This window comes from Amycolatopsis sp. NPDC006125, assembly GCF_040614195.1.
Classification (GTDB): domain Bacteria; phylum Actinomycetota; class Actinomycetes; order Mycobacteriales; family Pseudonocardiaceae; genus Amycolatopsis_E; species Amycolatopsis_E tucumanensis.
Genome location: NZ_JBEXTZ010000026.1, coordinates 26,114 through 50,384 on the forward strand (window position 1 = coordinate 26,114; position 24,271 = coordinate 50,384).

A 24,271-nucleotide genomic window follows, 5' to 3' on the forward strand; every position below is an offset into this window, starting at 1 on the left:
CCGGCAACCAGCTCCCCTCAGGGAACCGCCGGCGTGCCACCCGGCTGCACGGGCAACCCGGCAGCCCGCCACGCACGAAAACCGCCCACCAGGTCCGTCGCCCGGGACAACCCCAGCCGCCGGAGGTCGGCCGCCGCCAGGCTGGACGCGTAGCCCTCGTTGCACACCACGACCACCGGCCGGTCCGGGCGCACCCCGGGCAGCCGGTGGTCGCTCGCCGGGTCGAGGCGCCACTCCAGGTGGATCCGCTCGACCGGCACCGCGCCCGGGATCTCGCCCTCGGCCTCGCGGTAGCCGATCGGCCGGATGTCCACGATCAGCGCGCCCTCGGCCTGCAGCCGCCAGGCGTCGGCGGGCTCGGCCCGCTTCAGGGTGGCGCGGGCGGAGGCCAGCATCTCGTCGATGTTCATCAGCGCAGGATGCCCGGCAGCGGCGGGATCTCGGCGGGCACGTCAGCCAGACTGGCGTATTCGCGTGTCGGCACCAGCGGCGGCGAGTAGGCGTGGATGCTCGCCGCGGCCTCGCTGCCCGCGCCGGTCACCTGGTGCGCCCGCCCGGCGCCGAACCCGATTCCGTCGCCCGTCACATGGGTGCGCTGCCGGATCGGCCCGCCGGGGTAGCGGTACTCCTCGGACAGCTCGCCGCGCAGCACCGTGAACGACCCGGCCGCGCCGCCGTGGTCGTGCGGCTTGGTGCCCTGCCCGGGCAGCCAGGTCAGCACCCACAGCTCGATCCCCTCGGTGAGGGCGAGCCGCGCCCACCACCGCTGGTCGGCGTCGAAGTGCAGGAACTCCGAGATCCGCGCACCCAGCTCCAGCGTGACGGTGCGGGTCAGGCCGGCGAGCTGGGTCGGCGTCCACAGCAGCCGCTCGGGGTGCAGCAGCTCCTCGAGCGCGGTTCCGATCAGGCGCGGGTGGATCTCGGTCGAACGCAGGACAGAAGTCACCGAAAGTCTCCAGAAGGTCGCGTGAAAGGGGACGTGGCGAGACGCGGCAGGTCAGCGACCGTGCCGCGTCGGGCTACACCCGCAGGACGCGACCAGCACCAGATCCACGGCACGGTTGCGCCAGAAGCGGCGCCGCGGGTACCGGGAGGTGCTCACGAAGCGCATCGTGCCACGAGATCCGGCTACCCGCTGTGACGTCCCACCAAGTGGTACGGGGGCGGCGGGACTCCGGCGGCGCCCGGCGGCCACAATAAGCCCGTGAGCGAGCCGAACGACCTTGACGATCTCGTGGTGCGGATGGCCGGGGTGGGGGTCCGCCGCGGCAAGAACGACCTGCTGGCCGGCCTCGACTGGTCGGTCGAGCTGGACGAGCGCTGGGTGGTGCTGGGCCCGAACGGCGCAGGCAAGACCACCCTGCTCCGGCTCGCGGCCGCCGAACTGCACCCCACCACCGGGTCGCTGCACCTGCTGGGCGAGCAGATCGGCCGCACCAACATCTTCGACCTGCGCCCGCGCATCGGCTTCACCTCGGCGGCGATCGCGTCGCGCGTCCCGGGGGACGAGAAGGTCGTCGACGTCGTGGTCAGCGCCGGGTACGCGGTGATCGGCCGCTGGCGCGAGCAGTACGACTCGATGGACACCGGCCGCGCCGAGGAGCTGCTGGACGCGCTGGGCATCCGGCACCTGGCCGACCGCGAGTACGGCACGCTGTCCGAGGGCGAGCGCAAGCGCACCCTGATCGCCCGCTCCCTGATGACCGACCCGGAGCTGCTGCTGCTCGACGAGCCCGCCGCGGGCCTCGACCTGGGCGGCCGCGAGGACCTGGTCGCCCGGCTGTCCGAGCTGGCGCTCGATCCGGACGCGCCGGCCATGGTGCTCGTCACACACCACGTCGAGGAAATTCCGCCAGGCTTCACCCACGCGCTGCTGCTGCGGGAAGGCCGGGCCGTGGTCGCGGGCCTGGTCGACGACGTGCTCACCGCCGAGAACCTGTCCAAGACGTTCGACCAGGACCTCGTCCTCGAACGCTCGGGTGACCGCTTCTTCGCGCGTCGCCGGTAAGGTCAGCCCTACCAGCCGGTAGGCACGATCAAGGAGGATGCCAGCGTGGGCGAGTTCGTACGGCTCGAGGTGGACGGCGGGATCGGCACGATCCGGCTGGAGCGGCCCCCGGTCAACGCGATCAACGGCCAGGTCACGGCCGAGCTGGCGGTGGCCGCGCAGGAGGCCACCGAGCGGTCCGACGTGCGCGCGGTGATCCTCTACGGCGGGGAGAAGACCTTCTGCGGCGGCGCGGACGTCAAGGAGATGGTCACCCGCTCCTACGTGGAGATGCGGTCGTTCGGCGCCAAGCTGCAGAGCACGGTGGCCGCGGTCGCCGCGATCCCGAAGCCGGTCGTCGCCGCGATCACCGGGTACGCGCTGGGCGGCGGGCTCGAGCTCGCGATGGGCGCGGACTACCGGATCGCCGGCGACAACGTGAAGGTCGGCCAGCCGGAGATCCTGCTCGGCATCATCCCCGGCGCGGGCGGCACGCAGCGGCTCGCGCGCCTGATCGGCCCGAGCAAGGCCAAGGACCTGGTGTTCACCGGCCGCTTCGTCAAGGCCGAGGAGGCCCTGTCGCTGGGCCTGGTCGACCAGCTGGTCGCGCCGGACGACGTCTACTCCGCGGCGCAGAAGTGGGCCGGTCAGTTCGCGAACGGCCCGGCCGTCGCGCTCGCGCAGGCCAAGGCCGCGATCGACGGCGGTCTCGACGTGGACCTGGCCAGCGGCCTCAAGCTGGAGACGCAGCTGTTCACGGCGCTGTGGGCGACCGAGGACCAGACCACGGGCATGACCTCCTTCGTGGAGAACGGCCCCGGCAAGGCCACCTTCGAAGGGAAGTGACGTGACCGACCCCGCCCCGAACCCGCACGCGACCGAGGAAGAGGTCAAGGCGGCGTATTCGGACCCGAAGCTGGCCAACATCCTCTACCACGACTGGGAGGCAGGCACCTACGACGAGAAGTGGTCGATCTCGTACGACGAGCGCTGCATCTCCTACGCCACCGACGTGTTCAACGCCGTCGCCGGTGAGGAGGGCCAGCCCTACCCGACCGCGATGGAGCTGGGCAGCGGCACCGGCTTCTTCCTGCTGAACCTGATGCAGGGCGGCGTGATCAAGAAGGGTTCGGTCACCGACCTCTCGCCAGGCATGGTGCAGGTCGCGCTGCGCAACGCCGAGAACCTGGGCCTGGACGTGGACGGCCGGGTGGCCGACGCGGAGCGCATCCCCTACCCGGACAACAGCTTCGACCTGGTGGTCGGGCACGCGGTGCTGCACCACATCCCGGACGTGCCGGGCGCGCTGCGCGAGGTGCTGCGGGTGCTCAAGCCGGGCGGCCGGTTCGTGTTCGCCGGTGAGCCGACCAAGATCGGCAACTTCTACGCGCGCAAGCTCGGCCAGCTGACCTGGTGGCTGACCACCAACGTCACCAAGGTCCCGGCGCTGAGCGGCTGGCGGCGCCCGCAGGAGGAGCTGGACGAGTCCTCGCGCGCGGCGGCGCTGGAGGCCGTGGTCGACATCCACACGTTCGACCCGTCCGAGCTGGAGCGCATGGCGCTCGGCGCGGGCGCGGTCGACGTCCGCGCGGTCACCGAGGAGTTCAGCGCGGCGCTGGCCGGCTGGCCGATCCGCACGTTCGAGGCGGCGGTGCCGCAGGAGAAGCTCACGGTGCGGTGGCGGATGTTCGCCTACCACCTGTGGCTGCGGCTGTCCGCGCTGGACAAGAAGGTGCTGTCCAAGGTGCTGCCGCGCGAGCTGTTCTACAACGTGATGATCACCGGTATCAAGCCGTAAGTGCCCTACGCGTTCACCCTCGACGACGTCGCCTTCCTCCGCTCGGAGGAAGGCGCGCGTGCGCTGGGCCAGGTCGCCGAGCTGCCGTTGACCGACCGGATCGCGGACGTCGCGGCCGTGCGCAAGCTGGCCGGTGAGCGGTTCGCCGCGGTGCTGGAGACCGTGCTGCTGCGGCGCAAGGGCAAGCTCGACCCGTCCTGGCTCTACACCGGCGACGCGCTGCAGCAGGCCAGCGTGCCGCCGGTGGCGCGGCACCGCGCGGAGCGGCTGACCGGACGCGACGTGCACGACGTGACCTGTTCGATCGGCGCCGACCTGGCCGAGCTGGCCCGGGTCGCCCGACGGTGCCTCGGCTCCGACCTGGACCCGGTGCGCCTGGCGATGGCGCGGCACAACTGCCCCGGCGTTGCGGTGGTCCGGGCCGACGCGCTGCGGCGGGTCAGCCGGGACGCGGTGGTCGTTGCCGATCCGGCCCGCCGCGACTCGGCGGGCCGCCGGACCTGGCGCCCGTCGGACTTCGCGCCGCCGCTGGACGAGCTCGCCGAGGCCTACGCGGGCCGGGACCTCGTCGTGAAGTGCGCCCCCGGCCTGGATCCGGCGGCCGTGCCGTGGGCGGCGGAGATCGAGCTGGTGTCGCTCGACGGCCAGGTGCGGGAGGCCTGCGTGTGGAGCGCCGGCCTGGCGACGGCGGAGCGGCGAGCGACCGTGCTGCGCTCGGACGGTACACAGTGGACGGTCACCGACGGGGACCCGTCGGACGCGGGCGCCGCCGCGCCGGGCGAGTGGATCGTCGACCCGGACGGCGCGGTGGTGCGGGCCGGCCTGGTCAAGCACTACGCGGCCCGGCACGGGCTGTGGCAGCTCGACGAGCGGATCGCCTACCTGACCGGCGATGTGCCGCCACCCGGCGTGCGGGCCTTCCGCGTCCTGGAGCACGGCCACTACCAGGAGAAATCGCTGCGTTCGCTGCTGCGGGCGCGCGGCGTCGGAAGGCTGGAGATCCTGGTCCGCGGCCTGGACGTCGACCCGGACGCGCTGCGCAAGCGGCTCAAGCTCGCGGGCGACCAGGAGGCCAGCGTGGTGCTCACGCGGATCGGCCGCACGCCCCACTTCTTCCTCTGTCGCGCGGAGCGGATCCCGGGGTAGGTTCTCGGGTCGTCAACCGTTCACGAGGAGGACACGTGTTGCGTGAGAGAATGTCCGGTTTGGTCAAATTGGCCGCCGCTGCCGCGATCGGCGCCACCGTCGCCGGGGGCGCCACCGCCGTCGCCACCTCGGGCGGCAGCCACGAGCCGGACAACCTCGGTCAGGTCAAGCTCGACGTCAAGGCCTACTACGGCGACCAGGTGGACGCGGACGGCAAGCACCACGAGTCCGACCGCAGCCAGTGGGCCGCCGACGTCCGCCGCCAGGTCGAGGGCGCCCAGCGCTACCTCGCGATCCGCCTCCAGCAGGGCGTGCGCAACCCGGCGATCGTGCTCGACATCGACGACACCTCCGAGGTCACCTACGGCTGGGAAGCCGACAACGACTTCGGCTTCGACCCGGTCAAGCAGGAGAAGGCGATCAACGACGGCGCGTTCCCGGCGATCAAGCCGACCCTCGAACTGGCGAACTGGGCCGCACAGCACGGCGTCGACGTCTACTTCCTGACCGGCCGCAAGGAGCACCAGGGCCCGGCGTCGCTGAAGAACCTGGCGAACGAGGGCTACCCGGCGCCCGCGGCGGCGTTCTTCAAGCCGGAGACCACCGCGCCGGACTACCTGGCGTGCGGCCTGACCTGCGACACCGTGCAGTACAAGTCCGGCACGCGGGCGCACATCGAAGCCACCGGCGAGACGATCGTGCTCAACCTCGGCGACCAGTACAGCGACCTCGACGGCGGGCACGCGGAGCGGCCGGTCAAGCTGCCGAACCCGATGTACTACCTGCCCTGAGGCGGGATCGCGCCGTCCTTGGCCAGCACCGGCACGGACACCTGGACCGTTTCCGGGTACTTGACGCCCGCGCCGGTGTTGAGGACGACGACCTCGTCGTCCGCGGACAGCCAGCCCGATCCGCGGAGTTCGCGGACCGCGGCGAAGCACGCGGCGCCTTCGGGGCAGACGAACGTGCCCTCGGCGCGCGCGAGGTTGCCCTGCTCGGCCAGCAGTTCCTCGTCGCTGACGGCGATCGCGGTGCCCCCGGTGGAGTAGACGGCGTCCAGCACGAGGAAGTCGCCCAGCGCCTTGGGCACCGTGATCCCGAAGGCGATCGTGCGCGCGCCGACGGCCGGTTCGGACTCGCGGGCGCCGCGCTGGAACGCGTCCACGATCGGCGCGCACCCGGTGGCCTGGACCGCGACCAGCCGCGGCAGCTTGCCGTCCGGGATCCAGCCCAGCTCACGCATCTCCAGCAGCGCCTTGTGGATGCCGATGATGCCGACCCCGCCGCCGGTCGGGTACACGATCACGTCCGGCACGCGCCAGCCGAGCTGCTCGGCGATCTCGTACCCCATCGTCTTCTTGCCCTCGATGCGGTACGGCTCCTTGAGCGTCGAGACGTCCTGGTAGCCGCCGCGTTCGGCGACGGCGTCGCGGATCAGCTTGCCGGCGTCCGAGATCAGGCCGTCGACCAGGTACAGCTCGGCGCCGCTGACCTGGCACTCCGCCCTGGTGATCGCCGGCGCGTCGACCGGCATCGTGATCAGGCTGCGCAGGCCGGCGCGCGCGGCGTAGAGGGCCCAGGCGGCGCCGGCGTTGCCGTTGGTGGGCATCGCTATCCCGGTGACGCCCAGCTCGGCGGCGCGGGACACGCCGACCGCGGCGCCGCGCGCCTTGAACGAGCCGGTCGGGACCAGGCCCTCGTCCTTCATCAGCAGGCCGGGCACGCCGACCTGCGCGCCGTAGGTGGGCAGCGGCAGCAGCGGCGTCATGCCCTCGCCGAGGGAGACCACGTTCGCGGCCGACCGGACCGGCAGGACCTCGTGGTAGCGCCACAGCGTCGGCTCGCGCCCGGCGATCTCGTCCCTGGTCACCGTGGTGGCGGCCAGGTCGTAGCGGGCGAGCAGCGGTGAGCCGCAGGTGCAGAGGCCCTGCACGCGGTCCGCGTCGTGGGTCAGGTGGCAGCGGGGGCAGTCCAGGTGGGAGAGCGCGGAGTAGGCCACGCCTCCCGTTCTACCGGACCAGGGTGTCGGTGTTGATCAGCCACTTGCCGTCGCGCTCGATCATGCCCAGGTGGTGCCGCTCGCGGGAGTGCGAGCCGCCCTTCACGAAGTCGACCGTGACCTCGACGGTGCTGGCGTCGATCTGGCGTGGCCCGCTGACGATGGTGACGGAGCTGATGCTGGACCAGAAGTTGACGTAGCGGGTCTTGCCCTGGGCTTGCAGCCCCGGGCCGAGCCGCTCCCAGCCGGAGTCGGTGTTGCCCGGCATCATCGCGTAGTAGTCGCTGACCGCCTGGACCGCAGAGGCGGTGGCCGGGGTCGGGCTCGGGCTGCTGGTCGCCGTCTTGGTCACGGTGGTGACGCTGGTCGACGGCGGGGCCGGGCTGTTCGTCGCGGACGTGGGGGAAGGCGGGGCCGAGGCCTGGTCGGCGGGCGCGTCGTTGTCCCCGGTCGAGGCGGGCAGCAGGATGACGAGCGCGACGACCAGGGCGGCGACGACGGCCAGTGCGGCGCCGGCGTAGGCGAATCTTCGCCGCGACGGTCTCTGCGGCGGCACCGGGTCGACCTTGGTCGTGGCCGTCATCAAGGCGAGTTTGCCCAGCTCAGCGGCCAGTTCGGCCATCGTGGGACGGGCCTTGGGGTCGACGTCGAGCATCCGGGTGAGCACGCCGGTGAGCGGCCCGGCGTGCTCCGGCGGGGCGACGCGGCCTGCGGCGGCGGCGTAGAGCAGCGCCATCTGGTTGTCGGTGTCGCCGTAGGGCATGCGGCCCTCGACCGCGGCGTAGAGGGTGGCGCCCAGGGAGTAGACGTCGGACTCCGGGCCGGGTGTCTCGCCGCGCGCGGCCTCGGGGGAGAGGAACGCGGGGGTGCCGGCGAAGCGGCCGCTGCCGGTCAGGGTGCCGTCGTCGGCGGCCTTGGAGATGCCGAAGTCGGTGATCTTCGCGATGCCGTCCTCGCCGAGCAGGATGTTGCCCGGCTTGACGTCGCGGTGCACGATGCCGGCCGCGTGGGCCGCGGCCAGGGCGGACGCCGCGTGCGCGCCGATGCGGGCGACCTCGCCTGGCGGGAGGCTGCCGCGCTCGGCGAGGACCTCGGCCAGGCTGTGCGAGGGCAGGTACTCCATCACCAGCACGGGCTTGCCGTCGTCGTCGGCCACGTCGAACACGGTGATGGCGTGCGGGTGCTGGAGGCGGGCGGCGAGGCGGGCCTCGCGGAAGGAGCGCTTGCGGGCCTGCTCGGCCTCTTCTGGCGTGAGCCGCGGCGGTAGCAGAAGTTGTTTCACCGCAACGGTCCGGTCGAGTAGCTGATCGTTCGCTTCCCAGACGACGCCCATCGCGCCCCCGCCGATGTGACGCTGCAGCCGGTACCGGCCGGCGATCACGCGCGGGTTGTCCTGCCCCTCGGTCTCCGTCACCCCGGCAAGGCTACGGTGTCGGCTCCACACGCCGCGCGGCAAACACCTCGAAACGGTCCAGGCCACCCGCGCCGGGCGGTTGCGAACTGCCCGAACCCGCTGGCCCGGACCAATCCAGGCCGCTCTGACCTGCACTGATACCGGCCGCCGCGCCTCGCGCCCACCCGGTCCGCCGACCGGGGAGCCGGTGACGTGCGGGACCCGGGAACCCGGCCAACCGCCCGGCAGCCGGCCGCCGTGTCCGGCTGCCTGGTCCGGCCGCGCGGCCAGCACGTCCGGGCGTCCGGCCAATCGCCCGGTCAACCGCCCGGCCACCACACCCAACCGCCCGGCCACCACACCCAACCGCCCGGCCACCACACCCAACCGCCCGGCCACCACACCCAACCGCCCGGCCACCACACCCAACCGCCCACGCCCAGCCAACCGCCCACGCCCGGCCAACCGCCTGGTCAACCGCCCGGCCGCCCGGCCACCACGCCGAGCCGCCCGCCAACCGCCTGGCCACCACGTCGGCCGCCTGGCCACCACGTCTGGCCCTCCGGCCAACCGCCCAGCTGCCACCCCCAGTAGCCCGGCCAACCTTCCGGCCGCGCGGCCACCACGCCCGTCCGCCCGGCCAACCGCCCAGCCATCACGCCAAGCTGCCCGCCCAACCTTCCAGCCGCCCAGCTGCCCGCCCAACCTTTCAAGCCGCCCGGTCACCACGCCCGTCCGCCCGGCCAACCGCCCACCCCCCGGTCAACCGCCCGGCCGCCTGGCCACTAAGTCCGGCCTCATGGCCACCACGCTCCCGGCGTCCGGGCTGTTCCGTTGCCGGGAGCTCGTTGGCATGTCGCCGCCGGCTCGTGGCGGGTGGTCCATTCGTCGTTTCGCGCCCGCTTTTGGCTCGACCGGGACTTGAAGGTTCAGTGCTTTTTCCGGAACCCGCCATCGCACACGGTGATCACGGGCGCGAACGCGAAGCATCCGAACGTCGGCCGCGGCACTACCTGCAGGTGAATCGGCTGCCGATGCCGTTGCCGCGCAGGAGATCTGCCCGTGCAGGGTGCCGCCATCCGGGTAGCGGAGGTGGACCCGAAGGCGAATGCGATGACGTCACACCGGAATTTCCGAACGCGCGGCCCCTGCGGGTGGACGCCGGGGCCGGATGAGAGGATGCTGGGCAGTGGCAGGCTTTCAGCAGCTTTGTCCATTCAGGACAGTCTCTTCGGGAGGTGCGGATGACGGCCGTGGACGCTCGCGAGGACCTGGTGCCACTGCGGACCGATTTCGACCGCACGTGGCGTGGCTACGACGCCCGTCAGGTGCAGGCGTACGTCCGCGCCGTGGAGACCGACCTGCGGATGGTGATCGCCGACCGGGACGCGGCGGCCGCCGCCGTCGAGCGGCTCGCCGCGCAGCTGGAGGACCTGCGCTCGGAGAACGACGCCCTGCGCGAGAAGATCGATCGGATCAGCCGGACGCCCATCGAGGCGGAGGGGCTGACCGAGCGTTTGCTGCGGATGGTGGAGCTGGCCGAGGACGAGGCCGCCGAGGTCACCGAGCGGGCGCGGCTGGCGGCCGAGCGGAGCTGGGCGGCGGCCGAACAGGCGGCCGGCCGGCTGCGCGAGCGGCACGAACGCCTGGTCGCCGAGCTGGACTTCCGGCGCAGGGAGATGGCCGAGGAGCAGGCCGAGGTGATGCGCCGCACCCAGGCCGAGGTCGACTTGATGACCCGCCAGGCGACGCAGAGCAGGCGCAAGCTGGACGAACAGGCGGCCCGCCGCCGAGCCGAAATCGAGCGGGACTTCGAAGAGGCGATGTCCGTCCGGCGAGCCACGTCGATGCGAGCACTGGCCGAACGCGAAGCCGAGGCCACCGCAAAGGCCGACGAGCTGGTCAAGAGCGCCCAGACCAAGGCGGACGACCTGCTAAGTTCCGCTCGCAGCGAGGCCGAGGAGACGCTCACCTCGGCCCGCACCGAGGCTGATCGCCTGCTGACCTCGGCCCGCACCGAAGCCGACAAAACTCTCACCTCCGCGCAGGCCGAAGCCGACCGCCTGCTGACCTCCGCCCGCGACGAGGCGAACGAAACGCTGACCTCCGCCCGCGCGGAGGCCGAGAAGACCCTCACCTCCGCCCGCACGGAAGCGGACGAAACGCTCGCGTCCGCGCGGGCCGAGGCCGAAACCACGGTGGCTTCGGCGCGGGCGGAAGCTGACAGCCTGGTCGCATCCGCCCGCGCCCAAGCAGATGACCTGCTCTCCTCGGCCCGCGCGGAAGCCGAGAAGACCCTGACCTCCGCGCGTGCCGAAGCCGAGTCTCTCCAGGCGAAGGCCACCAAGCAGGAGGCCGACGCCCAGGCCAGGGCCGACGAGCTGGTCACCACCGCGACCGCCCAGGCGGAAAAGCTCACCACCGAGGCTCAGGTCAAAGCCGAATCCCTCGTCGCCGACGCCACCGCCCAGGCCGACGCGAAGGTCGCCGACGCGACCTCCCGCGCCGATGCCCTGCTGGCCGACGCGACCAAGCGCGCGGACGCGATGGTCGCGGAGGCCACCGACCGCGCCAGCGCGATGCTCGCCTCGGCGACCGCCCGCGCCGAGGACAAGGTCACCAGGGCCAGCACCCAAGCCGAGAAGCTGCTGGCCGAAGCCACCGCCGAGGCGCGCCGCCGCACCGACGAGGCCACCGCCAAGGTCGCCGAGCTGGACAAGATCCGAGTGGACACGGTCAGCCGCCTCCGCGCGATCAACACCCTCCTGGCCGAGGCAACCCCGCTCCTGGCCGAGACGGTCACGCCCGAGCCCCCGACACCCGCCGACGCGCCACCGGCAGCCCTCGTCACCGGCGGGGAGCCGCTCGACCAGCCCAAACCGGCCGAACCCACCAACGGTAAGCCCCCGTCGGTCCCGCGCGTCGAAATCTCCGTCCCGGAACAGATCTCGGCCACGGAAAAGGCCCCGGTCGAAGTCACCCCCTGAGGGGCGCCACCCGGTCAGCCTGCCCACGCGACAGGGACAGCACCAGCGCGACAACCTGCCGCCATCCACCCAGCGGCAGGCTGGTACCTAGTCGCGCCCGAGGCCGCCCTCCGACGCGGCCCTGTCATACGCCGCCGCCGGCGATGCCCACCCGACAACGCCGGCGACCCGTGCCCACAGCCGGTTGAGGCTGGAGGCAGCCGCGCCTCAGCTTCGCGACCGGCTCACTCCGTCAGTTCGCCCCGGGCACTGCGCCGTGTGCCAACCTCCGCGAACGCCCGCCCAAACACAGGCGGAAGCCACGCCTCCAGCACACGCGGCAACCTACTCGCCGCACCTGGCTGCGCCGGGAGGTCGCCTCGGATCAGCACTCGGCCGAAACCAAGACAAGTCACGCCTGGAGGCCGAAGATCCCGCTGACCTCACCAACACGACGCGCCTGGTACCTCGCGTGAAGCCCGAGGCCCGACGCCACGGGCTACGTCCGCCAGCAACCTCCAGCGCCCCCGGGCGCACAAGGAGACCATCCGCGACTTGCGCCGCGGTCACGTGTCGCTGGCGGAAGCCATGCCCTGGACCCACACTCCGTCAGCTGCCACGAGTGCCCCTGAGAGCACGCCCGTGCGACAAGCTCTCACCCCGGGCACGGCAATTCACTCGCGGCCCGCCCCGCGCGGCAGCCACTCGCGGCCCGCCCCGCGCGGCTCGCCCCGCGCGGCTCGCACCGGCGCGGCCTCTACTCGCGGCTCGCCCCGGCATGGCAGCCACCCGCGGCTTGCCCCAGCGCGGCAGCCGCTCGCCCGGCGCGGTATCCGCTCCCACCCGACAGCAGCGCAGCCCAAGGCCCGAGCCCTGGTCAGTCCCCACCAGGCGCTGATCAAGCACCGTCGCGGCGCCACCCGCAACTCGTCGCGCGCCGTCCGGTCTGCTCGTGGCGGTACAGCGTCAGGAACTGCTGCCCGCCCGGGACGACTGCCTCCTTTCCTGGGTCTCCCGGCGCACCCGGTCCATGTGATCGCAAACTAGCGAAACCTCGACCGCCAGCTGGGGGTACGTCTGGTCGAGGTGCTGGCCCACTCCGCTCAGCGGTGTCAGCAGCGCTGCCGCGTCGTCCTCGGCCAGCGCGCGTCGCACCTTTCCCACGCCGGGCACGCCCTTCAGCGCGCTGATCTGCCCGGCCAGCCGGCGCAGCGAGGCGGAGTTCTCGCGCGCCCACTGCATCACCGCCTTCTCCTCGGCGCGGCGGTCTCGCGTCTTCTGCACCCGTTCATCAGCTGTGTGGTCGCTGCCCACGGCATCCCGGAGCCGTAGGTAGCGACGCTCGGCCGCCTGCCTGCTGGCGACGCCGAGCGCCGGCGCCAGCTCCGCCCAGCTGACGCCCGCTTCACGCGCGGCTTCGATGAGCTGCGGCTCCCAGGCCGTCAGCTCTTCCCGTAGCGCCCGCAGCACCTCGAGTGCGGCGAGCACCCTCCTCGAGTCGTAGTCGGCGGTGGCTTCGCCGAGCACTTCCTCAACCAGTTCCAGCGCGTCGTGCAAGTTCTCGTAGGGCGGCACAACGTCATCTTGCCGATGACGGACGGACTTGTCAACGGAACGATGACGCGCTATAACTGTGGTGTGCGACGTCAACGTCCGACGTGAAAGAGACTGAAGGAGGTGGCGAGATGTTGATGCGCACCGATCCCTTCCGCGAACTCGACCGCCTGACCCAGCAGGTGTTCGGCCAGGGGTCGGGAACGTGGTCGCGCCCCGCGGTGATGCCGATGGACGCCTATCGCGCGGGCGACGAGTTCGTGGTGGTGTTCGACCTGCCCGGCGTGAACCCGGACGCGATCGAGCTGGACATCGAACGCAACGTGCTGACCGTCAAGGCGGAGCGTCGTCCCTCCGCGACGGGCGACGACGTCGAGATGCAGGTGGCCGAGCGGCCGCTCGGCGTGTTCTCCCGGCAGCTCTTCCTGGGCGACACGCTCGACACCGACCGCATCAAGGCGAGCTACGAGAGCGGCGTGCTGACGCTGAGGATCCCGGTGGCAGAGGCCGCCAAGCCGCGCAAGATCGCTATCGAGAGTGGTGAGAGCCGCAAGGAGATCACCGCCTGAGACCACTCCAGAGGGGGTGATGCCCGGATGTCCGCGGGCGAGCGCCCGGGCATCACCCGGTTCTCTCGCCTGCCTTCGCCCGATACGGTGAGTTCGTGGGACTCATCGCCGAGCTGGAAGCCGATTTCGTCACGACCGACCCAGACGTGCTGGCCGGTTACCGCTTCGACCAAGCCGGGTTCGGCACCGCCGGCGTGCCGATGGCGCTGGCACGGCCGACCGAGACCGAAGAAGTCGTAAGAATCCTGCGTGTCGCTTCCCGGCACCGGATCCCTGTCGTCCCGCAGGGTGCCCGGACGGGACTGTCAGGCGGAGCGAACGCGGTAGACGGGGCGATCCTGCTCTCGCTGGAGCGGATGACCCGCATCCTGGACATCGACGAAATCAACCACACGGCGACCGTGCAGCCGGGGGTCGTGAACGCGGTCCTGTCCCGAGCGGTCGAGGACAAGGGCCTGTTCTACCCGCCCGACCCCGGCTCGTGGGAGTCGTCGACGATCGGTGGCAATGTCGCCACCAACGCCGGTGGGCTGTGCTGTGTGAAGTACGGAGTCACCAGTGACTTCGTTCGTGAACTGGAAGTGGTGCTCGCCGACGGGCGGGTGCTCCGGACCGGCCGCCGCACCGCCAAGGGCGTCGCCGGGTACGACCTGGTGCGGCTGTTCACCGGCTCGGAGGGAACGCTCGGCGTGATCACCGAGATCACCGTGGCGCTGCGGCCGGTCGCGGAGGCGCCGTTGACGGCGGTCGCGTTCTTCGCGGCGCCGCCCGCGGCGTGCCGGACGGTCACGGAGTACCTGAGCAGCGGGCAGCGTCCGTCGGTGCTCGAGCTGATGGACAAGCCGACGATCGACGCGGTCGCGGCGTACCGGGACCTGGGTTTCCCGGACGAGGTCGAGGCCGTGTTGATCGCCCAGTCCGATCGGGGGCCGGCGGCGCCGCGTGACCTCGAGGTGTTCGCGGAGGTCGCGCGGTCCTGCGGGGCGACCGAAGTGCTGGTGGCGAGCGACCGTGCCGAGGCGGACATGCTCATCGCGGCACGACGGCTGGCCGGGGTCGCGATGGAGCAGCTCGGCGACCGGCTGGTGGACGACGTGTGCGTGCCCCGCTCGAGGCTGGCGGAGTTCTTCGAGGGGGTGACGGCCATCTCCCGCGAGCACGACGTGCTGATTCCGACGTGCGGGCACGCGGGGGACGGCAACATGCACCCGAACGTGGTCTTCGACGCGGCAGACCCGGACTCGGTGCGGCGCGGGCAGGCCGCGTTCGACGCGATCATGGCGCTCGGTCTCCGGCTGGGCGGCACGATCACCGGCGAGCACGGCGTGGGCATGCTGAAACGGGAGTGGCTGGAGACGGAACTGGGAGAGGTGGGCGTGTCCGTCCACCAAGCGGTCAAACAGGCCTTCGACCCGCTGGGAATTCTCAACCCCGGCAAGGTCGTCCGCCCGCTACCGTGAGGGGCATGGACACAGCACTGTGGCATCCGTTCTCGGACATGGCGGTCGTCCGGGAAGACGAGTTCGTCCTCGAGCGCGGCGAGGACGTGTGGGTCTACGACGCGGCAGGCAACCGTTACCTGGATGCCACGGCCAGCCTCTGGTACGCCAACGCGGGCCACGGCCGGGCGGAGATCGCCGACGCCGCCGCCGAGCAGATGCGCAAGCTCGCCGGCTACTCGATCTTCGGCGACTTCACCAATGAACCGGCCCGCGCGCTCGCGGGGCGGCTCGCCGGGCTCGCGCCGATGCCGGATGCCAAGGTCTTCCTCACCACCGGGGGTGGGGAGGCGATCGACAGTGCGGTCAAGATCGCACGTCGCTACCACGTGGTGCAGGGGCAGCCCGAGCGGGTGCACGTCATCAGCCGGACGAACTCCTACCACGGCACCAACGGCATCGGCACCGGCGTGGCCGGCATCGAAGCCAACCGAACCGGGTTCGGCGAGATCCTGCCGTCCTCGTCGCGCGTCGCCTACGACTCGGTCGACGCGCTGCGTGACGAGATCCGGCGGGTGGGGCCGGAACGCGTCGCGGCGTTCCTGTTCGAGCCGGTCATCGGTGCCGGTGGTGTGCTCGCGCCGCCGGAGGGCTACGTGCAGGGCGTGGTCGACGTGTGCCGGGAGTACGGCGTGCTGGTCATCGCCGACGCGGTGATCTGCGGTTTCGGCCGGCTCGGCACGTGGTTCGGTGTCGAGCGGTGGGGTGTGGAGCCCGACCTGATCACCTTCGCCAAGGGGGTGACCAGCGGGTACCTGCCTCTGGGCGGGGTTGTCGTGCACGGGCGCGTCGCCGAGCCGTTCTGGGACCGGCCGGGCACGACGCTGCGGCACGGCGCCACCTACTCCGGTCACCCTGCCTGCTGCGCCGCGGCGCTGGCGAACATCGACATCCTCGAGCGGGACAACCTGTTCCAGCGGGGACAGCTGCTCGAAGGTGAGCTCGCCGCCGCGTTGCAGCCGCTGGCCGCGCACCCCCTCGTCCGGGAGGTCCGGGCAGGGGTGGGGTTGCTCGCTGCTGTCGAACTGCAGCCCGATCTGTTCGAGCGCCTGCCGTCGGCCGTGTCCGACCTCAGCCTGCTCATCCGGCAGCGCGGCGTGCTGACTCGGACGCTGGCGAAGGCGCTGGCCGTCTCGCCGCCGTTGACCATCCGGCGGCCGGAGATCAGCGAGATCGCGCAGGCGTTCGCCGCGGGACTCGACGAGCTGGAGCGGAAGGCCGGGAGCTGACCCGGCGGGACCGGCACGCAGCGATCGCGATGGCAGGCCGGCGCGGTGATCACTGCTGCGGATCGGCGCAGGGTGAGTCTGGTGACGGGTGGGCGGGCGCTGATTCCGGTGGTGGGGCCTGCACACCGCGAGCCCAGCGCCGGAGCCTACCGAGGCGGCGTGGTCGGGACCGGCTCGTGGGGAGGTCCGGCGGGCCGAGGCCGAGCCCGGTGCCGGAGCTTGCCGTAGCGGCGTGGTCGGGGCCGGCTCGTGGGGGCGGCCGGTGGCCGGAGGTCGGGTCGGCGCGCGGAGGTCGAGCCCGGTGGGCGGAGGTCGGGTCGGCGGGCCGAGGTCAAGCCCGGTGGGCCGAGGTCGGGTTGGCGGGCCGAGGTCGAGCCCGGCGGAGCGGGGGCGCCGGCGAGCTGTGGCGACATGGTCCGGCGGGTGCCGGAAGGCCGCCCGGCTGCCGTGGTTGTCGTGAGCGTGACGGGGGCGACCCCCAGCCGCCCCCGCCACGACTCGGCCCGGTTCAGCTTGCGTACGGGCGGACGCGCCGTGCGTCTCGCAGGGCGTGTGCCCACCATGCGAGCTGGTCGAGCAGCGCCTTCGCTGCTGCCGTCGGGCCGTCGGGATCGATCAGCTCGCCCCGGTCGTCGAACTGGCTCCAGGCGCCGTGGAAACTCACTGTCTCCCGGATGGTCGCCGCGTGCAGCTCGGCGAAGACGGGGCGCAGGTGCTCCACCGCACGCAACCCGCCGGACAATCCGCCGTACGACACGAACGCCACCGGCTTCGCCTGCCACTGCGTGCCGTGCCAGTCCAGCAGAGTCTTCAGCGATGCCGGGTAGCTGTGGTTGTACTCCGGCGTCACCACGACGAACGCGTCCGCCTTCTCCAAGCGCTCGCTGACCGCCGCCACCTCGGGAGTCGGCCGGCCGGACAGGGTGGCGGGGAGGTTCGCGTCGGCCAGGTCGATCACGTCGACCCGGAACTCGCCGTGCTCGGCCGCCTGCCTGGCGAACCACTGCGCCACCACCGGGCCGAACCGGCCGTCCCGGGTGCTTCCGACGATCACCGCAACATCAAGAGGTTCCATGCGGACCAGGATGTAACCTCGACATTACTAGAGGTCAAGAACTTCTGATCAGCGGTTATGTGCGATCAAACTTCGAGAGTCGGTGGAGTGGTGGTACCGAAGGGGTGCGGGCCACTGACCGTCGGGCCCTGGGGTGGCGGCGCGCGCTGACGGGGGTGCGAGACCACGCCGGCACGCGGCCGAGGGAGCGCCGGTGCTCGGCGGGGTGCTGCCGTGGCGGCCGGCGCGTAGGGAGGGTTGGTTGGGCGCCGGTGATCGTCAGGTGTTGCCGCACCGGCGCGTGAGCCTGTGGAGTGTTGGTTGGGCGTCGGTGGCTGGCGAGTGTTGGCGTGTCGGGACGTGTGCGCGTGGAGTGTTGGTCAGGTGCCGGTGGTCGGCACGTCTTGCCGTGCCGGCGTGTGGCTGCGGGGAGCGCCGGTGCTCGGCGGGGTGCTGCCGTGGCGGCTGGCGCGTGGGTGGTTGGGCGCCGGTGGTGGCAGGTGTTGCCTCCACCGGCGCGTGTCCGTGGGGCGAGTTGATCAGGCGCCGGTGATCAGGAGGTGTTGCCGCCGGTGCTGGGGGTTTGATGCCTCGTCCACCAGGGCGATCGCGAAGTCCGCGTAGGACACGCGCGCCTCCGGGTCGCCGGCGGCCGCCACCCGGTATGAGCCGGTGCGGTCGCCCTCGTGGTCGAAGTCTCCCGCGGGGCTCACGTAGAGCCAGTCCAGGTCGCTGGCGCGCAACAGGTCCAGGCCGGCCGCGTGCGCTGCGATGAACGGGCGGAACTCTGCCGGGAAACCGGGGGCATCTTTCAGCGGCCGGCCCGCCGCGTCCGGCGCCAGTGACGACAGGCCCACGACGATCACCCGCGCCGCGCCCGACGCGGCCAATGCGCGTCCCGACGAGGTGAAGAATGCTTGCGGGTCGGTGCCCGCCCCGTAGACCGCGGCCGCTGAGATCACCGCGTCCTGGTCCTTCACCAGCGAGGCCACCGAATTCGCGTCCGTGACGTCGCCGGCCACCAGCTCGACCCCGTCTGGCGCCCGGTGCTTCGCCGGGTCGCGCACCACCGCCGTCACCTCGTGCCCGCGCCGCGCGGCCTCCGCGACCGCCTGCCGTCCCGCGCGCCCGCCGGCGCCGAAAATCACGATTCTGCTCATGGCGAGACCGTAGCCAGCGTCCCGGTTTCCTCTCGGATACCGATTACCGTGGCAGTATGCGCGAACCCCTGCCACCGGACATGTTCGACGAGCTCTGCCCGTCGGGCCTGACGCCGATCCGCTTCGGCGACAAGTGGGCCCCGCTGGTGATCGCGTGCCTCGAGCACGGTCCACGGCGCTTCTCCGAACTGCGGGTGCCCCTGCGGCGGGTCACCCCGAAAGGGCTGACGAAATCGCTGCGCGGCCTTGAACGTGACGGGCTCGTCCGCCGCAACAGTCACCCCGGCGCGCCGCCGCGCGTCGAGTACGAGCTCACGGCCCTGGGGCGCAGCATGCTGGAGCCGATGAAGGTCGTGTGCGCCTGGGTCGGCGAGCACTGGGAGGAACTGCTCGACGCGCGCGAGGCCTACGACGATCGGCTGCGCGAGGCGCGGTGAATGTCCGATGTGGACTGGCCGGTGGGCGACAGTTCCGGGGGTGGGGCTGCTGCGGCTGTTGTGGTGCTGGGGATTGGCAGGTGGGCGGCGGTTCCGGGGGTGGGTGTTGTAGTGATGGGAATGGCCGGTGGTTGGGCAGGTGGGCGGCGATTCCAGGGGCAGGGTCGCCACGGGTGCTGTGGTGTAGGGAGCGGCCGGCGGTTGGTCAGGGTGGGTGGTGGTTTGTCGGGGGTAGGGCGGCTGTTGGCGTTGTGGTGAATGGGCGGGGGCGGACAACGAGTGGGGCGGCGCTGATCTGCCACGAGACGTGACCGATCGGCGCCGCCATCAGGCCAGCCGACCCGCTACCCGGGCGCGTGTCAGGCCAGCCGACCCGCCACCTGGGCGCGTGTCAGGCCAGCCGGGTCGTCACCCGGGTGCGTGTCAGGCCAGCCGGGCCGCTACCCGGGCTCGTGCTTCCCGCAGCGGGGTCGTTCCCTTGTCCCGCGCGGTGTCCAGCACCTCGGACACCGTGGTGCCGATCGCCTCCACGCGGGCGGTCGCTTCCTCGTGTGGCAGGCCTTCCACCTCGCGCAGCAGCGTGTACACCGCGCCGCCCGCGCTGGCGATGAAGTCCGGCACCCACACGATTCCCCGCGCGGCCAGGTCGTCCGCGACCGTCTCGGACGTGAGCTGGTTGTTCGCCGGGCCGACGATCAGCGGCGCGGACAGCTCGGGCACCAGCTCCGCGGACAGCACGCCACCCACCGCGGCCGGCACCACGATGTCCGCGGGCGCGCGCAGCGCCTTCTCCGGGTCCACCCACTCGTAACCGGAAGCGCGCTTCGCCGGGTCCACATCGGACACCACCACCCGCGCGCCCGCCGCTGCCACGTGCTGCGCCACCAGCGCGCCCACCGAACCCAGCCCGCTGACGACCACCGTGCGGCCGGTCAGTTCGGCGCTGCCGAACACGTGTCGCGCCCCGGCCCGCAGCGCCGCGAACACCCCCAGCGCGGTCGGGATGCTCGACGAACCCGTCCCGCCGTGCTCCGGCGGCAGGCAGAACACCCGCGACGTCGAGCGCCGCACCACCACCATGTCGTCCGGGCCCGTCCCGACGTCCGGGCCGCCGAAGTACGTGCCCCCGAACGACTCGATCAGCTCGCCCACGTCGAGCAGCGCCGCCTCCCGCAGCGACGGCGTCAGCTCCGTCCCCGGCCCGAGCGCGATCACCGTCTTCCCACCGCCGAAATCCAGCCCGGCGGCCGCGTTCTTGTCGGTCATCGCCTCGGACAGGCGCAACGCGTCCGCCAGGCCGTCCCGCCAGTCCGGGTACCGGCGCAGCCGGATGCCGCCGGCCGCGGGGCCGAGCGCACGGGAGTGGATCGCGACGACGACCGGCAGCCCCGAGCGGGGACCGCGCCGGACTTTCACCTCTTCATGCTCCATGCGCGAAAAGCTAGGCTGATGCACAACCACGAAGCGCCGCCGCCGAACGATATTCGGCACGACCATCGGAGCTGCGAACATGGATGAACTTGATTCGGCGATCGTGCGGCTTCTGCAGGAGGATGCGCGGCAGTCGAACCGGGACATCGCGCGCAAGGTCGGCATCGCGCCGTCGACCTGTCTGGAACGGATCCGCCTGCTGCGCAAGCGCGGCGTGATCCGCGGCTACCACGCCGACATCGACCTCGGCGCCCTCAACCGCGGCGTGCAGGCGATCGTCGCGGCGCAGATCCGGCCGCTGACGCGGGACGTGGTGGACGCGTTCGAACGCTCGCTCGCCGAGCTGCCCGAGGTCATCTCGGTCTTCACGATCGCGGGCAGCGACGACTTCCTCGTGCACGTCACCGCGCAGGACATCGACCACCTGCACGCGTTCCTGCTCGAGCGGTTCACCAGCCGCAGGGAGATGGTCACGTTCCGGACGTCGATCATCTACCAGCACCACAGCAAGCAGGTGCTGGACCCGCTACCCGGTCACTGATCGGGGTGCAGCGCGGCGAACACCGACGGCCAGTCCGGCCGCGGCGAGTCCTCGTCGTCGTACAGCTCGAACGTCTTGCCCGACGCCGACGGGTCGAACAACGCGGCCACGACGGCGTCGGCCACCGCGTCGCGCGAGACCCGGCCCTCGCCGGTGTCGCCCTGTTCGACGCGCACCCCGGCGGCGGGCAGGTCGTGCAGCCAGCTCGGCCGCACGATCGTGTACTGCGCGCCGCTCTCCCGCAGCGCCTGCTCGCCCCTGGCGCGGGCCTCGATGCGCGCGCTCATCTCCGGGTGCTCCGCCGGCCGCGTCAGGTAGATCTGGGACACCAGCACCACCGGGATGTCCTCGCGTGCCGCGATTTCCGCGATCGCCGAGACACCGCCGTGCATCGCGGCCTCCGCCGCGTCCGGCTCCTTCGGCGGCTCCGCGACGATCACGACCCCCTCGGCGCCGGCGAAGAGCGCCGGGTCCGGTTTCGCCGTCAGGTCCAGCGGGGGCTCCGAACTCCGGCTCGCCACCACCACCCGGTGACCGCCGCTCGCGAGCTGTTCCCCGATGCGGCGGCCGGTCCGCCCGGCGCCGCCGACCACGACGAAGGTGCTCATGGCTGCCTCCCGGCTCTCTCGGAGGGCACCAGGATGGACCCGCCCGCGATCATGGTCAATGGGTGGTGACTCAACCGTTCCCGCAGCGCGGCCGCCGCTTCTTCGGCGCCGAGCTCCGACCAGATCTCCAGCGATCGCCGGAACAGGCCGTGGGCCTCGCGCACCTGTCCGAGCCGTTCGTGCAACTCGCCGAGCAGCTGCCCCGCTTCGGCCTCGGACCGCCGGTCGCCGTCGCGCCGGTGCACCGACAGCGAGTTCACCAGCAGGAGCTTCGCGTGCGCGAGGTCGCCGCTGCGCAGGCACAGCTCCCCGAGGCTCTGGTGCGCGTAGCCCACGCAGTGGTCGTCGCCCAGCTCGCCGAAGATCGCGATCGCCCGGTCCAGCTCCTCGCGGGCCCGCCCGAGGTTGCCGCGTTGCTGGTGCAGCAACGCCATCCGGTGCCGGGCGTGCGCTTCGCGGTGCCGGTCACCGATCTCGACACACGCCTCACGCGCGTCGGTGAACCAGCGCTCGGCCGTGGCGTGGCAGCCCCGCGCCAGCCACACCGAGCCGATCGCGATCCGCACCACCGCCTCGCCATGCCGGTCGCCACTGCGGATGAACAGCTCCAGCGCGTCGTGGCAGTGCGAAAGTGCCATCTCGTGCTCGCCCGCGACGCGCCGGATCGTGCTCAACCCGGCCAGCGCGACGGCCGCGCCCTGGTCGTCGCCGATGCTCCGGAACAACGCCAGCGACCGCTCGAACGCCTCGCGCGCGGCGGTGTAGTCGTCCTGGTAGACCTCGAGCTGCCCGAGGTTGCGCAGCACCAGCGCCTGCCCGCGCGGCTCGCCCGCCCGCTCGGCGGCGCCCAGCGCCAGTTCGTGCGTACGGCGCCAGTCCTCGTGGTGCCCGCGCAGGTCGAAGTACGGGGTGAACGCCGCCGCCAGCCGCCACGCGAGCGCGTCGAGACCGTGGGCCACCGCCAGTTCGACGAGCGGCGCCGGTCGCTCGCCCGCGAACCACGCCACCGGATCGTCCAGCCGGTCCGGGCGCCACCAGTCCGCCGACCTCGGCTCCGGCGCGGCGCCGAAGAAGCGGACCGGCATCCGCTCCGCCGCCTCAGTGGCGAGCGAGAGGTACCCCTCGACCACGCGGCGGACGCCGTCCGGATCCGGCTCCCCGAGTTCCCGCGCGTAGCAGCGCACCAGGTCGTGCAGCCGGTACCGGGGCTGATCGCCGACCAGCTCGACCAGGTGCGCGTCGACCAACACGTCCAGCACGTCGTCCGCGTGCTCCCGCCCGAGCAGCGCCCCGACCACCCAGCCGGGGAACGGCAGCGGCCCGAGCCCGCCCAGCGCACGGAACGCCCGGGCGCAGCTGCCGGGCAGCTGGTCGTGGCTCAGCGCGAGGCTCGCCCGCACCGCCAGGTCGCCGACCCGCAGCTCGTCCAGGCGGCGGCGCTCGTCGGCCAACCGGGCGGCAAGCGCGCGGAGTGTCCATTCGCGACGGTGGGAAAGCCGTGCTCCGGCGATGCGGATCGCCAGTGGCAACCGGCCGCACGCCTCGACGATCCCGGCCGCCGCCTCGGGTTCTGCCGCCACGCGGCCCGCCCCGGCGATCCGGCCCAGCAGCTCCGTGGCCTCCGCGGCCGTCAGCACGCCGACGTCGACGTGCCGGGCGACGGTGAGGTCGGGCAGCCTGCCCCGGCTGGTCACCAGCACCGCGGCCGCGCCCGCGCCGGGCAGCAGCGGCCGCACCTGCGCGGCGCTGCCCGCGTCGTCGAGCACCACGCACACCCGCCGTCCCACCAGCCGCGACCGCAGCAATGCCGACCGCTCGTCGAGCCCGCGCGGGATCCCGGCGTCCGGCACGCCGAGCGCGTGCAGCAGTTCGGCCAGCACGTCCAGCGGCCGCCGCGGCGAGCCCGACGTGCCACGCAGGTCCACGTACAGCTGGCCGTCGGGGTAGCGATCGCGCACGGCGTGGGCGGCGTGCACGGCCAGCGCCGACTTCCCCGCGCCGGGCGGCCCGGACAACACCACGACGGCGGGGTGCTCGCCGTCCAGCAAGCCGGTCAGCTCCGCGAGCCCCCTCTCGCGGCCGGTGAAGTCGGGCAGGTCCAGCGGTAGCTGGCACACCGGCGCCGGCGCGTCCAGTTCGGCCACCGCCTGCCGCAGCCGCACGCCCGGCTCGGCATCCAGCTCCGCGCGCAGCACGCGCTCGGCTTCGGCGTACGCGGCCAGCGCCTCACCCTGCCGCCCGCTCGCGCCCAGCGCGACGACGAGCAGCCGCCACAGCTCCTCCCGCAACGGCTGTTCGGCCAGCAGGCCACGCAGTTCCACGATCGCCTCGGCGTGCCGCCCGGCCGACACGTGGAACCGCAACCGTTCCTCCTGCACCGACAACCGCAGCTCGCTCAGCCGCGCGACGGCGGACGACCAGGTGTGGTGGTGCGGCAGGTCTTCCAGCACCTCGCCGCGCCACAGCGCGGCCGCCCGGTCGAGCAGCACCGGCGCCTCTTCGGCACGCGCCCGCGCCACGAGCCGCTCGGCGAGCGTCGCGTCCAGCTCGTCCGGCCCGGCGTGCAGCTGGTACCCGCCCGGGCCGCTTTCGATGCGGTCCCCGAGCACGCGGCGCAGGCCGTGCACATAGGTGCGCAGGTTCGCGGCGGCGGACCGCGGCGCGCGCCCCGGCCACAGCACGTCCGTCAGCGCGTCTGCGGACACCACGACGCCGGGCTGGAGCAGCAGGGCGGCCAGCAGCAGGCGCGGTTTCGGGCCGCCGAGCGGCACGCGACGGCCCCCGGCCTCCGCTTCGAGCGGTCCCAGGATGCGGAAGAACACCAACGGCATCGCCCCCGACCGGAAAAAAGGAAATCCGATACTAGGCAAGCCCGTCAACGATTCACCAGTGCCGTTCGG

General features: G+C 72.4%; 21 protein-coding genes. 11 read left to right on the top strand and 10 right to left on the bottom strand.

All coding sequences use genetic code 11. The features are described 5' to 3' along the window. Positions 1-17: 17 nt before the first annotated feature. Both ABZ193_RS15645 and ABZ193_RS15650 read right to left on the bottom strand, forming a co-directional pair. Positions 18-410 (bottom strand): rhodanese-like domain-containing protein, encoded by a 393-nt coding sequence (locus tag ABZ193_RS15645; protein ID WP_237339224.1) that lies wholly within the window; start codon positions 408-410, stop codon positions 18-20. Then, positions 410-946, bottom strand: coding sequence for a cysteine dioxygenase family protein (locus ABZ193_RS15650; RefSeq protein ID WP_354710299.1), 537 nt, complete (start codon positions 944-946; stop codon positions 410-412). The genes ABZ193_RS15645 and ABZ193_RS15650 overlap by 1 nt, the downstream gene beginning before the upstream one ends. Positions 947-1,243: 297 nt before the next feature. Here ABZ193_RS15650 and ABZ193_RS15655 point away from each other — a divergent pair, with 297 nt between their 5' ends. The 5 genes from ABZ193_RS15655 to ABZ193_RS15675 are packed head-to-tail and all read left to right on the top strand — an operon-like array spanning position 1,244 to position 5,722. Next, complete coding sequence (locus ABZ193_RS15655; protein ID WP_354710348.1) at positions 1,244-2,008, top strand: ABC transporter ATP-binding protein; 765 nt, start codon at positions 1,244-1,246, stop codon at positions 2,006-2,008. A 45-nt stretch (positions 2,009-2,053) separates the two neighbouring features. Continuing rightward, on the top strand, positions 2,054-2,833 hold the full coding sequence (locus tag ABZ193_RS15660; RefSeq protein ID WP_354710300.1) for an enoyl-CoA hydratase-related protein: 780 nt from the start codon (positions 2,054-2,056) through the stop codon (positions 2,831-2,833). Position 2,834: 1 nt separating this feature from the next. Further along, positions 2,835-3,785, top strand: a complete 951-nt coding sequence (locus ABZ193_RS15665) for a class I SAM-dependent methyltransferase (RefSeq protein ID WP_017984452.1) — start codon at positions 2,835-2,837, stop codon at positions 3,783-3,785. Beyond that, a complete protein-coding gene (locus ABZ193_RS15670; protein ID WP_354710301.1) occupies positions 3,786-4,931 on the top strand; it encodes a class I SAM-dependent methyltransferase in 1,146 nt (381 codons plus the stop codon). It begins immediately after the preceding gene. Between the two features lie 50 nt (positions 4,932-4,981). Continuing rightward, entirely contained in the window at positions 4,982-5,722 is a 741-nt protein-coding gene (locus tag ABZ193_RS15675; RefSeq protein ID WP_020421929.1) for an HAD family acid phosphatase, read from the top strand. Here the strand turns inward: ABZ193_RS15675 and ABZ193_RS15680 are convergent. Then, positions 5,710-6,930, bottom strand: a complete 1,221-nt coding sequence (locus ABZ193_RS15680; protein WP_354710302.1) for a threonine synthase — start codon at positions 6,928-6,930, stop codon at positions 5,710-5,712. The two genes, ABZ193_RS15675 and ABZ193_RS15680, sit on opposite strands and share 13 nt — an antisense overlap. A 10-nt stretch (positions 6,931-6,940) precedes the next feature. Continuing rightward, positions 6,941-8,344, bottom strand: a complete 1,404-nt coding sequence (locus ABZ193_RS15685) for a protein kinase (RefSeq protein ID WP_354710304.1) — start codon at positions 8,342-8,344, stop codon at positions 6,941-6,943. A 1,223-nt stretch (positions 8,345-9,567) separates the two neighbouring features. Here ABZ193_RS15685 and ABZ193_RS15690 point away from each other — a divergent pair. Further along, positions 9,568-11,310, top strand: a complete 1,743-nt coding sequence (locus ABZ193_RS15690; RefSeq protein WP_354710306.1) for a DivIVA domain-containing protein — start codon at positions 9,568-9,570, stop codon at positions 11,308-11,310. A gap of 945 nt (positions 11,311-12,255) precedes the next feature. Here the strand turns inward: ABZ193_RS15690 and ABZ193_RS15695 are convergent. Then, a complete protein-coding gene (locus ABZ193_RS15695; RefSeq protein ID WP_020421926.1) occupies positions 12,256-12,864 on the bottom strand; it encodes a hypothetical protein in 609 nt (202 codons plus the stop codon). Positions 12,865-12,974: 110 nt separating this feature from the next. Here ABZ193_RS15695 and ABZ193_RS15700 point away from each other — a divergent pair, with 110 nt between their 5' ends. The 3 genes from ABZ193_RS15700 to ABZ193_RS15710 all read left to right on the top strand — a co-directional run bounded on the left by ABZ193_RS15700 (position 12,975) and on the right by ABZ193_RS15710 (position 16,140). Further along, a complete protein-coding gene (locus ABZ193_RS15700; protein ID WP_354710308.1) occupies positions 12,975-13,412 on the top strand; it encodes an Hsp20/alpha crystallin family protein in 438 nt (145 codons plus the stop codon). Between the two features lie 95 nt (positions 13,413-13,507). Continuing rightward, on the top strand, positions 13,508-14,872 hold the full coding sequence (locus ABZ193_RS15705; protein ID WP_354710310.1) for an FAD-linked oxidase C-terminal domain-containing protein: 1,365 nt from the start codon (positions 13,508-13,510) through the stop codon (positions 14,870-14,872). A 5-nt stretch (positions 14,873-14,877) separates the two neighbouring features. Next, positions 14,878-16,140: an aspartate aminotransferase family protein gene (locus ABZ193_RS15710; protein ID WP_354710311.1), complete on the top strand. Its 1,263-nt coding sequence runs from the start codon at positions 14,878-14,880 to the stop codon at positions 16,138-16,140. Between the two features lie 508 nt (positions 16,141-16,648). Here ABZ193_RS15710 and ABZ193_RS15715 read toward each other — a convergent pair. Both ABZ193_RS15715 and ABZ193_RS15720 read right to left on the bottom strand, forming a co-directional pair. Further along, on the bottom strand, positions 16,649-17,215 hold the full coding sequence (locus ABZ193_RS15715) for an NAD(P)H-dependent oxidoreductase (RefSeq protein WP_354710312.1): 567 nt from the start codon (positions 17,213-17,215) through the stop codon (positions 16,649-16,651). Positions 17,216-17,733: 518 nt separating this feature from the next. Further along, positions 17,734-18,354 carry an NAD(P)H-binding protein gene (locus ABZ193_RS15720; RefSeq protein ID WP_354710314.1) on the bottom strand — a complete coding sequence of 207 codons (621 nt, stop codon included), beginning with the start codon at positions 18,352-18,354 and terminating at the stop codon, positions 17,734-17,736. Positions 18,355-18,410: 56 nt separating this feature from the next. On the opposite strand from ABZ193_RS15720, the gene ABZ193_RS15725 reads away from it, so the two are divergent. Further along, positions 18,411-18,791 carry a helix-turn-helix domain-containing protein gene (locus tag ABZ193_RS15725; RefSeq protein ID WP_354710315.1) on the top strand — a complete coding sequence of 127 codons (381 nt, stop codon included), beginning with the start codon at positions 18,411-18,413 and terminating at the stop codon, positions 18,789-18,791. 423 nt (positions 18,792-19,214) lie between these two features. On the opposite strand, the gene ABZ193_RS15730 is transcribed toward ABZ193_RS15725, so the two are convergent. Further along, positions 19,215-20,222, bottom strand: a complete 1,008-nt coding sequence (locus ABZ193_RS15730) for a Glu/Leu/Phe/Val dehydrogenase dimerization domain-containing protein (protein ID WP_354710316.1) — start codon at positions 20,220-20,222, stop codon at positions 19,215-19,217. 79 nt (positions 20,223-20,301) lie between these two features. Here ABZ193_RS15730 and ABZ193_RS15735 point away from each other — a divergent pair, with 79 nt between their 5' ends. Then, complete coding sequence (locus ABZ193_RS15735; protein ID WP_020421918.1) at positions 20,302-20,763, top strand: Lrp/AsnC family transcriptional regulator; 462 nt, start codon at positions 20,302-20,304, stop codon at positions 20,761-20,763. Here ABZ193_RS15735 and ABZ193_RS15740 read toward each other — a convergent pair. Together ABZ193_RS15740 and ABZ193_RS15745 are read right to left on the bottom strand one after the other, a co-directional pair. Next, positions 20,757-21,371: an NAD(P)H-binding protein gene (locus tag ABZ193_RS15740; RefSeq protein WP_354710317.1), complete on the bottom strand. Its 615-nt coding sequence runs from the start codon at positions 21,369-21,371 to the stop codon at positions 20,757-20,759. The genes ABZ193_RS15735 and ABZ193_RS15740 overlap by 7 nt on opposite strands. Further along, positions 21,368-24,202: a BTAD domain-containing putative transcriptional regulator gene (locus ABZ193_RS15745; protein WP_354710318.1), complete on the bottom strand. Its 2,835-nt coding sequence runs from the start codon at positions 24,200-24,202 to the stop codon at positions 21,368-21,370. Before ABZ193_RS15745 ends, ABZ193_RS15740 begins: the two co-directional genes overlap by 4 nt. Positions 24,203-24,271 lie beyond the last annotated feature (69 nt).

What these genes read in the sequence shown, in the direction of transcription:
- ABZ193_RS15645 (WP_237339224.1), bottom strand. Translation starts at nt 410, where the DNA reads ATGAACATCGACGAGATGCTGGCCTCCGCCCGCGCCACCCTGAAGCGG.
- ABZ193_RS15655 (WP_354710348.1), top strand. Translation starts at nt 1,244, where the DNA reads ATGGCCGGGGTGGGGGTCCGCCGCGGCAAGAACGACCTGCTGGCCGGC.
- ABZ193_RS15675 (WP_020421929.1), top strand. Translation starts at nt 4,982, where the DNA reads ATGTCCGGTTTGGTCAAATTGGCCGCCGCTGCCGCGATCGGCGCCACC.
- ABZ193_RS15690 (WP_354710306.1), top strand. Translation starts at nt 9,568, where the DNA reads ATGACGGCCGTGGACGCTCGCGAGGACCTGGTGCCACTGCGGACCGAT.
- ABZ193_RS15700 (WP_354710308.1), top strand. Translation starts at nt 12,975, where the DNA reads ATGTTGATGCGCACCGATCCCTTCCGCGAACTCGACCGCCTGACCCAG.
- ABZ193_RS15710 (WP_354710311.1), top strand. Translation starts at nt 14,878, where the DNA reads ATGGACACAGCACTGTGGCATCCGTTCTCGGACATGGCGGTCGTCCGG.
- ABZ193_RS15715 (WP_354710312.1), bottom strand. Translation starts at nt 17,215, where the DNA reads ATGGAACCTCTTGATGTTGCGGTGATCGTCGGAAGCACCCGGGACGGC.
- ABZ193_RS15720 (WP_354710314.1), bottom strand. Translation starts at nt 18,354, where the DNA reads ATGAGCAGAATCGTGATTTTCGGCGCCGGCGGGCGCGCGGGACGGCAG.
- ABZ193_RS15725 (WP_354710315.1), top strand. Translation starts at nt 18,411, where the DNA reads ATGCGCGAACCCCTGCCACCGGACATGTTCGACGAGCTCTGCCCGTCG.
- ABZ193_RS15730 (WP_354710316.1), bottom strand. Translation starts at nt 20,222, where the DNA reads ATGGAGCATGAAGAGGTGAAAGTCCGGCGCGGTCCCCGCTCGGGGCTG.
- ABZ193_RS15735 (WP_020421918.1), top strand. Translation starts at nt 20,302, where the DNA reads ATGGATGAACTTGATTCGGCGATCGTGCGGCTTCTGCAGGAGGATGCG.
- ABZ193_RS15740 (WP_354710317.1), bottom strand. Translation starts at nt 21,371, where the DNA reads ATGAGCACCTTCGTCGTGGTCGGCGGCGCCGGGCGGACCGGCCGCCGC.
- ABZ193_RS15745 (WP_354710318.1), bottom strand. Translation starts at nt 24,202, where the DNA reads ATGCCGTTGGTGTTCTTCCGCATCCTGGGACCGCTCGAAGCGGAGGCC.